Origin of the sequence: Phocicoccus pinnipedialis (genome assembly GCF_903994035.1) — a bacterium.
Lineage (GTDB): Bacteria > Bacillota > Bacilli > Staphylococcales > Salinicoccaceae > Phocicoccus > Phocicoccus pinnipedialis.
Genome location: NZ_CAJEWB010000005.1, coordinates 12,326 through 25,015, shown reverse-complemented (window position 1 = coordinate 25,015; position 12,690 = coordinate 12,326). Strand labels below are relative to the sequence as shown.

General features: G+C 37.8%; 13 protein-coding genes. 9 read left to right on the top strand and 4 right to left on the bottom strand.

Annotated features, from left to right (window positions below; genetic code table 11):
* The first annotated feature begins 16 nt into the window (after nt 1-16).
* Together H9D55_RS01855 and H9D55_RS01850 are read left to right on the top strand one after the other, a co-directional pair.
* Complete coding sequence (locus tag H9D55_RS01855; RefSeq protein WP_186076354.1) at nt 17-571, top strand: hypothetical protein; 555 nt, start codon at nt 17-19, stop codon at nt 569-571.
* A 123-nt stretch (nt 572-694) separates the two neighbouring features.
* Complete coding sequence (locus H9D55_RS01850) at nt 695-1,990, top strand: acetamidase/formamidase family protein (RefSeq protein ID WP_186076700.1); 1,296 nt, start codon at nt 695-697, stop codon at nt 1,988-1,990.
* Between the two features lie 308 nt (nt 1,991-2,298).
* Here the strand turns inward: H9D55_RS01850 and H9D55_RS01845 are convergent, their stop codons facing one another.
* Together H9D55_RS01845 and H9D55_RS01840 are read right to left on the bottom strand one after the other, a co-directional pair.
* Nucleotides 2,299-3,702 (bottom strand): YfcC family protein, encoded by a 1,404-nt coding sequence (locus tag H9D55_RS01845; RefSeq protein ID WP_208454717.1) that lies wholly within the window; start codon nt 3,700-3,702, stop codon nt 2,299-2,301.
* Between the two features lie 123 nt (nt 3,703-3,825).
* Nucleotides 3,826-5,196, bottom strand: coding sequence for a sodium/glutamate symporter (locus H9D55_RS01840; protein WP_186076351.1), 1,371 nt, complete (start codon nt 5,194-5,196; stop codon nt 3,826-3,828).
* A 171-nt stretch (nt 5,197-5,367) separates the two neighbouring features.
* On the opposite strand from H9D55_RS01840, the gene H9D55_RS01835 reads away from it, so the two are divergent.
* The 6 genes from H9D55_RS01835 (at nt 5,368) to H9D55_RS01810 (ending at nt 9,961) form a co-directional block, all read left to right on the top strand.
* Nucleotides 5,368-5,904: a cysteine hydrolase family protein gene (locus tag H9D55_RS01835; RefSeq protein ID WP_186076350.1), complete on the top strand. Its 537-nt coding sequence runs from the start codon at nt 5,368-5,370 to the stop codon at nt 5,902-5,904.
* Between the two features lie 506 nt (nt 5,905-6,410).
* A complete protein-coding gene (locus H9D55_RS01830; RefSeq protein WP_186076349.1) occupies nt 6,411-6,611 on the top strand; it encodes a cold-shock protein in 201 nt (66 codons plus the stop codon).
* 145 nt (nt 6,612-6,756) lie between these two features.
* Entirely contained in the window at nt 6,757-7,230 is a 474-nt protein-coding gene (locus tag H9D55_RS01825) for a hypothetical protein (RefSeq protein WP_186076348.1), read from the top strand.
* 121 nt (nt 7,231-7,351) lie between these two features.
* A complete protein-coding gene (locus tag H9D55_RS01820; RefSeq protein WP_186076347.1) occupies nt 7,352-8,203 on the top strand; it encodes a M15 family metallopeptidase in 852 nt (283 codons plus the stop codon).
* Between the two features lie 150 nt (nt 8,204-8,353).
* Complete coding sequence (locus H9D55_RS01815) at nt 8,354-8,851, top strand: dihydrofolate reductase (protein WP_186076346.1); 498 nt, start codon at nt 8,354-8,356, stop codon at nt 8,849-8,851.
* A 51-nt stretch (nt 8,852-8,902) separates the two neighbouring features.
* Nucleotides 8,903-9,961 (top strand): nitric oxide synthase oxygenase, encoded by a 1,059-nt coding sequence (locus H9D55_RS01810; protein ID WP_186076345.1) that lies wholly within the window; start codon nt 8,903-8,905, stop codon nt 9,959-9,961.
* An 89-nt stretch (nt 9,962-10,050) separates the two neighbouring features.
* Here the strand turns inward: H9D55_RS01810 and H9D55_RS01805 are convergent, their stop codons facing one another.
* Together H9D55_RS01805 and H9D55_RS01800 are read right to left on the bottom strand one after the other, a co-directional pair.
* Complete coding sequence (locus H9D55_RS01805; RefSeq protein WP_186076344.1) at nt 10,051-10,458, bottom strand: hypothetical protein; 408 nt, start codon at nt 10,456-10,458, stop codon at nt 10,051-10,053.
* Between the two features lie 372 nt (nt 10,459-10,830).
* A complete protein-coding gene (locus H9D55_RS01800) occupies nt 10,831-11,436 on the bottom strand; it encodes a hypothetical protein (RefSeq protein ID WP_186076343.1) in 606 nt (201 codons plus the stop codon).
* Nucleotides 11,437-11,552: 116 nt separating this feature from the next.
* On the opposite strand from H9D55_RS01800, the gene H9D55_RS01795 reads away from it, so the two are divergent.
* Entirely contained in the window at nt 11,553-12,551 is a 999-nt protein-coding gene (locus H9D55_RS01795; protein WP_186076341.1) for a DUF1307 domain-containing protein, read from the top strand.
* The last annotated feature ends 139 nt before the right edge of the window (nt 12,552-12,690 follow it).

Sequence of the window (12,690 nt, the reverse complement as noted above, 5' to 3'; positions counted from 1 at the left end):
GGAAGGATTTTATATTATGATTCAAACAGATATAAGTGCTATGCCTATTTGGCAAACAGCTATTATTCTACTAATTGCAGCTGCGGTTTATTTCATGGGAATTCATGAAAATAGAAAACTTCATATCAATCAATTAAATGCAACAGTAAATATTGACTCAAAAATGAAGAGAATTGAAGACATTCGTAAACTTTCTGTTGATTACTTAAGAGAGGCCTATGATATGAAAGCTTTTATTAATACTATGATTAATAAAGGGGAGTTTGAGAATGGTGATTATGACATGCTCTATAAGCTTCTAAATAACTTGCAATATAAGAGAGATGAGTTACTCCTCTATTTCTCAGAGCTAGATGATGAAGATAATGATGGAGTGATAAGAAATCTAACCAATGGTGCTTTTAAAACTCCAGTTAATTTAACCTCTGAAATTATAAAAGAGGGTAAAAATAATTTTAGAGAGAAATATAATAACGAATTCAATCTTGTAAGAAATGATTATCGTGAACGCATCGGTGCGTTCTTAAACAAACAATGGAATGAAATATACGATGAAACAAAACGTATCTAAAATTACTATGTATTAACTCCAGAAAGATGAAAGAGCTATTTAAGCATCACTTTCCTTTCAAACCAATCTAAACCCCCTTATACTTAAAGTACTATAGTATAGGGGTGTTTTATTATGACTGAAATGAAGTTTAGTTCTGAAGTTTTTGTCGATCAGCTCACTAATGGCGTTCTTGACCCTAATGAACCGATGCGCTTTCACGTTAAAGATGGTGGTACTATCGTTGCTAACACGGCTCCTGGGTGTTGGGGGCCTATGATTACTCCTGAATTAAAAGGTGGACATGAGGTGACTCAGCCTGTCTACGTTGAAGGGGCTGAAGTCGGAGATACCATAGCTATCAAAATAAAGTCTATCGAAGTCACTTCTATCGCAACAAGTTCGGGTACCGATGCGCCTGTCGAGGGGAGGTTCCACGGTGATCCTTTCGTTGCTGGCTACTGTGAAACGTGTAAAGTCGAAAATCCTAAAACAGTAGTTGAGGGTACAGGAGAGGATTCTGTACGTTGTGCAACGTGTGGTAATCCAGTTACACCGTTCCATCTTACTCATGGATATACGATGGTATTTAACGACAATAAGACAGTTGGAATTACTGTAGATAAACAAGCAGTGGATATCATCACAGAGGATCCTAAAAAGTATATGAATACACCAAAGTGTTCGATACAAAATCCGATTGTTTCATTCGCAAAACATGATATTCCTTATGTACCCGCACGTGTTATCCCATTTCTCGGTCAGCTTGGCACGACGCCTTCTAAAGCATTCCCTGATTCTCATAACGCTGGGGATTTTGCTCAGTTCTTAATTGACGCACCGCATAGTTTCTCCATGAGTGTAGACGATATTGAACATCGTACGGACGGGCATATGGATATTAATCGTGTGAGAGAAGGTACTGTTGTCTTTGCACCGGTTAAAGTTGAAGGTGGCGGTGTCTACATGGGAGACATGCACGCAATGCAAGGGAACGGTGAAATTGCAGGGCATACAACGGATGTATCTGGTAACGTAAAGCTTGAAGTTTCTGTCATTAAAGGGTTGAAACTCGAGGGGCCGGTCATCTTACCTTTAGTTGAAGACCTCCCGCTCGTTGCAAAGCCCTTTAGTGAAAAAGAGTTAGAAGCGGCGCGTTTGCTATCTGAAGAATGGGGCATGGAGGGTAATGTGGAAGAAAGTTACCCTGTCAGTTTTGTAGGTACTGGAGCTAATCTAAATGAGGCAACTGATAATGGACTGAGTCGTGCGGCAAATTTACTCGGTCTCTCAGTTGAAGAGGTAAAAAATAGAGCAACAATTACTGGATCCATTGATGTTGGGCGTAATCCAGGTGTAATTACAGTCACATTCTTAGTGCCAAAGAGTATTCTAGAAAAAATTAAAATTGATCAGTATGTTCAATCATTTTATAAATAAGAAATAAGCACTCGTTACGAGTGCTTATTTCTTTGATAGCCCTGTCTATACGGAATAACGGATCACAAGAAGAATTTTTAAGTGAACTTCAAACTCGAAAAGATTTGTACGACATAATTCAACTCGATGCATTCGAAGCAATGGACTCAAAAATAAACCAGACAATATTACCGGCGGAGGAGACTAACGAATAATAAAGTTCTCTTGGTTAGATTTGAAACATACTTTTCATAAAATTTTAGGAGAGTGTCACATAACCGTGACACTCTTTTTTGTACACAAAAAAATAACAGGGGTTCACCCTGTTATTAAAATGGTCCGTATTGAATGAGTTGTGCAATGACTAAGAAGATTGCACCTACCACGTACCAAACGATCAGTAATGGCCAAATAAACTTAAGCCACTCGTTGTATTTAATTTTTGCAATTGCGAGTGCTGCCATGAAGTACCCTGATGTTGGATAGAAGATGTTTGAGAATCCGTCTCCCATTAGGAAAGCAAGTACAGCTGTTTGTCTTGTCATATTTGTTAAGTCTACGAGACCAATCATAATCGGCATTGTTGCAGCTGCTTGTCCACTTCCGGATGGTATCAGGAAGTTAATTAAACCTTGTACAATCATCATTGCAACAGGTACAACTGTATCTGGTAATATTGTCACAACGGAACTTAATGAGTTAATCATTGTATCTAAAATTTGTCCATCGGCAAGTACGATAGAGATTGCGCGTGCGACACCTACGATTAGCGCACCAAGTAAAATTTGCTTCATACCATCATTCATCGCTTCTGCAATTTCAGATGGTTTCAGACCTGCAATGAGTCCTGAAATTAAACCAGATAGGATATAGAATCCTGAAAGTTCTATAAAGTACCATTTATGAACGAATATTCCATAAAACATAAAACCAAGACTGAGCAAGAAGAACACTGCAGCAAAAATGACGCGCTTATTGTTCTCTGATGACATAATCGCTTCATTTTTTAAGAATGAATCATTCTCATCGGCGTTTGATAGCAACGATCCTTTTGGGTGCTTTTGCATACGTCTTGTGTAGAGTATGACAAAAAATATACCAATCGTCAGCATTACGACAAGAATAAGTGCACGGTATCCCATACCTGAGAATAGTGGAAGTTCTGCTATTGTTTGTGCTGTACCAAGGTTTGCTGCAGGGGTAAGCCCTACTGTGAACCCAACAACAGTGGAAATTAAAATGGTTCCTGTGGCTGTTAATCGGTCATATCCAAGTTTTAAAAATAATGGAATTAAAGCGGGTAAGAAAATAAGTGACGATTCAATCATCCCTGTCAGTGACACAATAAGTGCAAGTGCAAATGCGATAACTGGAATAATGAGTACTTTCTTATTTCCAAATGCTTTCATTAAGCCGTCTATAGCTAGGTTAATAATACCTGATTTTTCTAATACCTTAAACATCGCTCCAATAGCGAGAATACCAAATATGATTATAACTGTTTCTTGTATACCTCTTGGAATAGATGTCATAAACTCAAAAAATGAAACAGGGTTTGATTCTACGACATGAAACGTATTCGGAATAATTTGTGTGACACCATCTACTTCTTCACGGTCAAATGTTCCCGCAGGAATTATGTATGAGAGCAGTGATGCAAAAGCGATAATGACAAAGAGTATCACATAAATATGAGGCATTTTAAACTCTTTTTTATTCTTCTTATTATTCATCATAAAACCCCTTTCATTGGTAATTTATATTATACAGATTTTTAAATATTCAGACAATACTTTTAAAAGATAAAAAAAACTCAATCGATTATTGTTAAATCGACTGAGTGTGTATTGCTTCATTTAATTTATTTTGTTTTTCAAGATATTACGTTCACTGTCTGGTACATTGAATACCCAAGTACCTGTAAATTTAGTGAGGATGACCATTGCTAAAACAATGAGTACGGATGCAATTCCTGCAATCATCCATTGTCCACTGATGAGTAATGCTGGGAATGTCGACCAAATCGCAATTTCAGCAATATTCGTCGCTGGTGTCATCGCAGTATCTTCGATTGTACCTGATTTGTTTTCAGGGTCTACGATACGGAATAATACAAATCCGATTGCGAATACTCCAGTGTAGTTACCAAATACGAAGATCGAACGTTCGAACCAGTTGTCTGTGTTATACGCACGACCGAATGGCCAGATTATAATTGCAACAAGGAATATTCCGAGCAATACTGAAAGTATAATTGGACCAGCGTATGCAAGTACAACGTCTAACTTGATTGCCGCAATACCAAAGAATACGAGGTAGTCTGTTGACGTTCCGGCGATTCTGTTGTTGATGTTTTTGTCGACATACGTATACATAGGTGTCTTTCTAATTAATAAGAACACGATTAACGCTACTAGGAATGCCACTGTAAAATCTGGGATTCCTTTTAATAGGTTCTCGCCAATCCATGAGTTCAGCATGTACGCACCGCCTGCAACCGCAAGGATTAACCCTAAGTGGAATGTTAATGTATCGAGTGAGATTGGTGAAATTGTTTCTTGACCAAATGACTTACGTAATTTTTGAGGAATCAGTCCTGTTTTCATCTCTGGATCGATATTTTTAAAATCTTTAAGATAGGCTGTTTGTCCCTTTTTAGCAGCAATATTGATGAATAAGATTCCACCAAATACGCCCGTTAAGATACCGATAGTTGCGAATGTCATCGCAATGTCACGAGCCTCTGTCCAGCCGAGATCAAAGAATGTTTGACCTACTGCTGCAGCTGTTCCATGTCCACCATAAAATCCGGAATGTAAGAGCATCGCGAATCCATCATTTAATGTTGGGAATAATGGCTTTAAAATCCACATTGTAAAGAATATCGGTATCATAATCTGAAGTCCCCAAGTGAGTACCTTAAAGATTTGATAACCGAGAATTCGTTTTGTTTGTTCTTTACCACTACCTTTTGATATCTCGAAACCATTTACACCGACCACTGTGAATACGAGAATAATTAAGAATCCAGCGTATGTACCGATGTTCTCAGTAAATGGTAACCATCCGAGTACATTTGGCCCGAAAATTAAGCCTAGGAATCCAGCAAGCACACTTGCCGGTATGAAAAACTTTTGGAAAATTTTCAGTTTGGAACGCATGAGTTGTCCAATTAAAATTAAGACTGAAGCAATACCGAAGTCAATGAGTAAATCAGCGACTGTCATAAAAACCCTCCTATATCTAATCAATCTAAAATTTTGAAAACGCTTATATAAATGTATGTTATAAAAAGCAAACACTATTATAACATTTATATTATAGCAAGTTCTATAGTTTTAGATGATTAAAAAGCGTATCATGAATAGTAAGTAAAACAACTTAAAGGAGAGGTTTAAATGAAGGAAGCTTTATTAATTGTTGATATGAGTAATGATTTTGTGGCATTGGATGGCGGACTTACTGTTGGACAGCCGGCGATAGACATCGTTCCTTACGTGACAGAGCTCGCAGAAGGATTTTTATCTGAAGGAAAAACAGTGGTCATTTCGATGGATGCTCACCAGGAGAATGATCCACATTTTGACCTTTGGCCAGTGCATAATGTTGTTGGCACTGAAGGGCAGAAACCATTTGGTGAACTAGGCATTTGGTTCGATAAAAATAAAGAACACGAGAATTTGATCTACTCTGAAAAAGAAAATTATAATGCGTTTTTTAAGACTGGGTTAGCTGAACTCTTGCGAGCACGTAAAGTTGAAAAGGTCCACGTTGTTGGGGTGACAACAGACATTTGCGATTTCATGACGGTGGCCGGCGCAGACGCGGAAGGCTTTAAGACTGTGGTACATAAGTGCGGTGTGGCAACATTTACAGATCTTGGCGACACGATGCTCGAGCACATGACACGATGCTTCCACACGGAGATAGTGTAGATATTGTATTTGGCTTGTTTCATGGTGTGTGAAGTAAGGCGTGGTGCATTCAACGACGATTCTTACACATATCCACCACCAACCACACGACATAAACAATGGCGACGGTGATTATTGTAATGGTAAGTCTCGTGGTTTCGATGTGTTTATCTATGAAATAAAATGAAAGCAGTGAGCATTCGATCATCAGGAAAAGGATAAGCGATTGGGCATATCTTTTTAAGAGCATAGTGGCCTCCAAAAATATTTGGTATAAATATCATAGCAAATTTAGATAAAACTGCCGAATTTCGAAACTTTTTAGTTTTAAAAACCTTGATATAAGTGGGTTTTGTAAACATTTCAAAACTATTTAGTCGATTCTGCTTTACATTTCCTCTAAGGACGAGTATACTTAGGTTAAGTAATATTTCGTGATAGGTTAGTAATTTCGTTATAGAATTCTCTCCGATGATTTATGAAATAAGTTACAAATATTTGTGCAAAAGCACGCGGAGGTATTCTTTATGAATAAAGGTACAGTTAAATGGTTCAACGCTGAAAAAGGTTTCGGTTTTATCGAAAGAGAAGACGGAGATGATGTATTCGTACATTTCTCAGGAATCAATGGCGATGGATACAAATCATTAGAAGAAGGCCAAGAAGTAGAATTCGAAATCACTGAAGGTCAACGTGGCGAGCAAGCTACAAACGTTACTGCGCTTTAATTTTTAAAGACAGTACAAAGGGTCCCAACATACGTGTTGGGACTTTTTTTATGTCAAAATATGTGAACGATCCATAGATATGTGGACATATTTACAAAAAAGTAGGACACTTATAATATATGAAAAGAACAGGAGAGTGGAGGTCATGAAACGCAGTTTCGTGATTGGTGCAACAATAATCTTGGCTGTTGCTTTAATTGTAATGGGTGTAAAAATCTCTCAACACACAAAATACGATAATGTATTTGAAGAAATTTATTCAATTACAAAGACGCAAGAGACAAATATTAAGTCACATGAAGACAAAGTATATACATATGAAGTGAATGTTCCGAAAGAGGAATTATCAAATGGAATTGATCGCACGGTGACGACGTTCCATTTCGATGATGATGAAAGACTAGAGACGATTGTCATAAAGGGTGATTCACAACTCGTGGCAAGCTATAAAAAAGGCAGCAACGCGTTAGTACTGAACTTTACAGGTAATGAAGAGGATAAAAACACGCTACACGACGGATTCTACAATGCGGTTGTCGTGAAGTGGTTCAATGAGAGAGCGAGCAGGTTCTCACCTGACGATCTTGGAGAGCTTATTATTACAGAAACGACATATTAAAAAGCGTACATTTACAGTGCGCTTTTTTATTTTTATGACGATATTAGGATGTTGGTAATGAGGTTTAAATACGTGATAAAATAATAAAGTAACGAATACATATTGAGTAAGGAAGATGGGTTTGAAGAAACGAAATGTTAAATTTGCGCTCATTGGGGTGTCGGTGATGATGCTCGCTGCGTGCACGAATAACGAAAAAAATGCAGAGTTGAACAATATTCCTTTTGGGAATAAAAAGAATGAACCGAAGATTACAGATTTGGCTGAAATCGAAGAGGAATCTATTGAAGCTGAAAAATCTGACGCTTCAAAGGAAAAATCGAATGAAACGACTGAAGTAGAAAAAGAAGAAGTAGATGAAAAAATGCCAAATGAGAATAATATTTACGATCAGTCGAGCATCTTAGCCATTGTAAACCGTGGGGAAACGCTCGAACCTTCGTACGTACCTGATGACCTCGTGACGATTGAGGTACCATACGTGAATGAAATTCCGATGGTTAACCAACTCAGAAATGAAGCGAGCGAAGCGTTAACACAACTTTTTGACGATGCATCGAAAAATGGATCGACACTCTATGCTGTGAGTGGATACCGTTCATATGACTATCAAGCAGAGCTTTACGATAACTACGTTGCGTCTCATGGCGAAGAAGTTGCGCGCACATTTAGCGCTCCAGCTGGAGCAAGCGAGCACCAAACGGGTCTTGCGATTGACGTAACGAGTGAAGACGTCGCTTATCAACTTGTAGACACATTTGGAAACACAGACGACGGCGTTTGGTTAAATGACAATGCACACCGTTTCGGATTTATTATTCGATATCCATATGGAAAAGATCGTGTTACGGGCTATATGTACGAGCCGTGGCACCTTCGCTACGTAGGAATAGAACTTTCATATGCTCTTTATGAGTCTGGACTCACGTATGAAGAGTATCTATGGGAGCAAGGGATCGATGTAAAGAATTAATTTAGAAATATGATTACACATTAAAATTTTCTGTATAGTAGGAATGAAGACAGACGCGATCGCGTCTGTCTTTTTTCACCAATAAGATCGTGTTTTTATCATTATAAAGAGCGGGTATAGTATAGAAACAGTAAATATAGGAGTGAGTGTATGTTAGCGTATGTTTGGGCAGAGGATGAAAATCGTTTAATTGGTAAGGATGATGAACTTCCATGGAGACTTCCTGGAGATGTAAAGTTTTTCAAGGATGTCACGATGCGGGGGGATATTGTGATGGGGCGTGACACGTATGAGACGATTCCGAAACGTCCTCTGAAAGGGCGACGCAACATCGTACTCACGCACCGAGAAGATTACGATGGTAACGGTGCAATTATTGTTCATTCTAAAGAAGAAATTTTAAGGTTACATGAGCACTCCGGTGAGGATTTTTATATTATCGGTGGTGCGACCTTGTTCGAGATGTTTGAAAATGAGGTGGATGAGCTGTACCGTACAGTGATACATGAATCGTTCAACGGAGATACGTATTTCCCGGGTGATTTTGATTATTCTAAGTTCGAGCGAGTGAAATATTGGGATGGTGTGGTGGACGATAAAAACATCTACCCGCACACGTTTGAAGTGTGGAAAAGAATTCGGGAATAGTTCACACGGAAGTCATATTGCTCATATATACTAGGTGAGTGAGGTGACTAGATGTTTAATGAAGCGAAAAAATTTATTGAAATGATGTACGAAGAGTGTGGTTTAGAGACACAAGATAAAGACACACGCTTACGCAAAATAGAAGATGAAATTAATGAGACTGGCACATACACCCATACGACAGCTGAATTAGAGTATGGTGCGCGTGTTGCGTGGCGTAACTCGAACCACTGCATTGGGCGACTCTTTTGGGAGACCTTAATCGTGCGAGACTTAAGAAATGTGGATTCGCCTGAAGTGTTTATTAGTGAGATTGAAACGCATATTGTTGATGCGACAAATGCTGGAAAAATCCGGCCAATGATATCAATTTTTAGTAACGATTTTAAACTCAAAAATGAGCAGATTTTACGCTATGCTGGATACGAAAATAAAGGCGATCCACGTTCAAGAGATACGACACAGTTCATTGAGTCTTTAGGATGGAAAAAGAGTGAAGCGGACTTTAATCTGTTGCCACTTACATTTCATTTTGATGGTCAGTGGCATGTGCACGAGTATAATCGAGAAGTTATAACCGAGATTGATATTGTGCATGACGATTATCCGAAGCTCGCAGCACTTGGGCTCAAGTGGTATGCGGTGCCGATGATATCGAATATGATACTAGAAATTGGTGGCATCGAATATCATACTGTGCCGTTTAACGGATGGTATATGGAGACGGAAATCGGCGTGAGAAACTTTACTGATACGTATCGGTATAATAAATTGAAGCCGATTGCTGAGGCGTTTGACTTAGACACAAACCGTACGGATTCTTATTGGCGCGACCGCGCACTCGTCGAGTTTAACTATGCGGTTTATCACTCATTTAAAAAGAGTGGCGTATCGATGGTTGACCACATCACAGCATCTAAGCAATTTAAACTTTTTGAAGACAAAGAAAAGAAAGCTGGACGAAAAGTGACAGGAAAGTGGAGTTGGCTGGCGCCGCCACTATCCCCTTCACTCGTTCATAATTATCATTATGGCTTTGATAATACAGTTCACAGTCCGAGATTTAAATATGCCAAGAAGGAAGTTATAGAGACCTGTCCATATCATTAGAGTAGATGTTTTGTGATAAGAGAGTGTCTAGTTATAAAGCTTCTTCTAGAGAATAAGTGTACTCAACCAAAAAAGCTTAGACCAGCAGTCTAAGCTTTTTTGGTTTTATTCTGTTTTGTGAGTGCAACAATTGTAATCCCGAGATCAACTGCGATCACAATTGTCCAAATTTTAATGAACCATTGTAATTTGCCTGTTGCTGGCTCGTTTCCAATATATTGAATCATAATGTAAAGCAACCCAGCACCAATAATATAAGCTAAGAAGTGACGCAAAGTCGTCATGAGCTTTTGCCGTTTAGTTGGCTTTTCAATAGGGGTATGTTCTTTTAAAAAATAGTTCTGATACATGCGATCTGCATACCCAATCATTTGACTACCAAATGCGATACTAATCCCAATGTATATTGCAGCAAGTCCATGAGCAAACGTTACGGTACTTCCAGATTTTAAATCTACTGCTGTCAAAATTAGTAAGATAATATTAATTATAATCATCCAAATAAAAAAGAAGACTGACAGAGGCTTATTCTTTAACTTATAACGAGAAAAGATTATAAGACTAATACACACCCAAATCAGTAACTCAGCAGCGATAATAAGAGAGATAATATACATAAGTACTCCTTGCGCTTTCTTTTAATCGTACACGAAGTATCTTAGATTTGTAAATAAATCCTATAAAAGATCTGCTTAAATTCAATAAGTAAGCGGGTGAATATCAAGCATGACTTTCTCTTCATACTGTTTAGCTATCCACGATAATCGTGGCGATATTTTTGTCGCAAGGTTGAGACTATCATCAATCTTATTATTTCTATGAAATAAATAGAATGGCTATTTTAAATAAAAAAACGTGCCGAGGCACGCTTAAGCTTTTTCATAACCTTCATGGTAGAGCTTGTTTTCATATTTTTCGTAGTCAAGATCACTTGCAATAAAAAGTACAGTCTCACCTGTGTTTTCATCTACTTTTTGAACGACGTTTGTCATTCCAATCACTTTATCAGCTTCTACGAACGTATCTGAATCGACAGAAAGAATATTATTGAATGCATCGATACCTTTATCTACCGCTGTATTGAGTTTATCTTTTGTCTCATCGAGATTATCGACAGATATTTCTTCGTGATGTATAAAATACGTCGTACGCTCAATTTCAGTAACGACTGCCTGATTATGCGTTAACTTTACTACGGATGCTTCGTTTATTTCGGGTTTAAATGAAATAAATACATCGCTGTTACGATCATTAGCCGCTTCAGATTTTCTGTTATGTGCAGTCGCAAGCGCCTTTTCTTTCACGAGTTGAAATGGATCTTGAATAACCGGACTTAGTAAATCTTCGGCGTAGGGTGTTTTATACTTTTTAGACCTTAGGTTTAGAAGTAGTATAAATAAGGTAACTGTAGTTATAAGGAACACTGCCCATCCAAGTACGCTTTCTGGTAGGAATGATAGATTTATAAGTTGCATACTGTTCTCCTTTAATGGTTCTTTATGTATCTATACACTATTATCTGATTCTTTAAACGTGCTACCATAATAGGTGCAGTGTGAATGTTACATAATTTATGGGAGGGGAATTTTTAATGAGAAAATTTTGGTTGGTATTGCTGTCTTTATCATTCATAACACTTGTCGCGTGTTCGAATGATGATAAAAAAACTGAACGCACCGAAGAGTCGAAGAATGAAAAGACGGAAGAGGTAGAGAAAGAAGCGACGTCTTCTGAGGAAGCAACTGATAGTGAAGCGGATAATAATACGACATCAAAATCATTATACGATGAGTCGAAAGCTAAAACCAATGTTATGAAGAAAGAAGCGACTGGATTAGAAAGCTCTATTGAGATGAAGCATGCAGAGGATGTATTGCTTGAGCAAACTCAAATTACTGAAGGCGATTATAGCACCCTTGGAGTAGAAAACGAACAAGAAGCACGCGATAAAATTAAAGATATCGGTGACGCGGAAAAATACAAAGATCAAGAGGGTGTCGAGTACAAAGTAGAGTACACGGATAACACATTTATTGAAACGTTCAAAGTAGACTACACAGTAGCAGACCTTAATTTAGTCGCATCAATGCCAGAGGGCACAAGCAAAGAATCGCAGTTTGTAAGTTATCAGTTAAGTGTTGATAACTTTAAAAAGCAAGGATACTATTTAGAAGGCGAACAAACGACTGAAGTATTCCGTGGCGAAAAAGAAGGATATCTTTACGAAGTAGCGATCTTGCAGGATGGTAAAAATAAAGTCTTGAAACAAACGACGTATAATGAACAAACATATGCATCACTAGACTTAGCGGACAAGGCAGCTGCAGAAGAAAAATTTAAAGATACGGTTAAAGGGTACGAAGAATTAAGTAAAGAAGACGGCGTGAGCTTTGAAATGAAATTTGAAGAAGATAAATTCACGGTAGACGGTGTCATTGATTATGAAAAAATTGCAGATATAGACAAAGTATTAGCGATAATGGGCATTGATCCAACGAGTAAAGAAGCAAAAGAAGAAGCAAGAAACTATACAGTAACTGCTAGTGGACTTCTATCAAATGGACTACAGTATATCGAAACTAAAAAGTAAGAAAGAAGCACGTTTCCTGAAATTTCGGGAGATGTGTTTTTTAGTTAAATTATAATTTAACTGTTAATATTATTTTCTTATAGAATAAGTGTTTTGAGTCAGTGTAAGATAATCATAAAAAAACCTTGGGATTTAATTC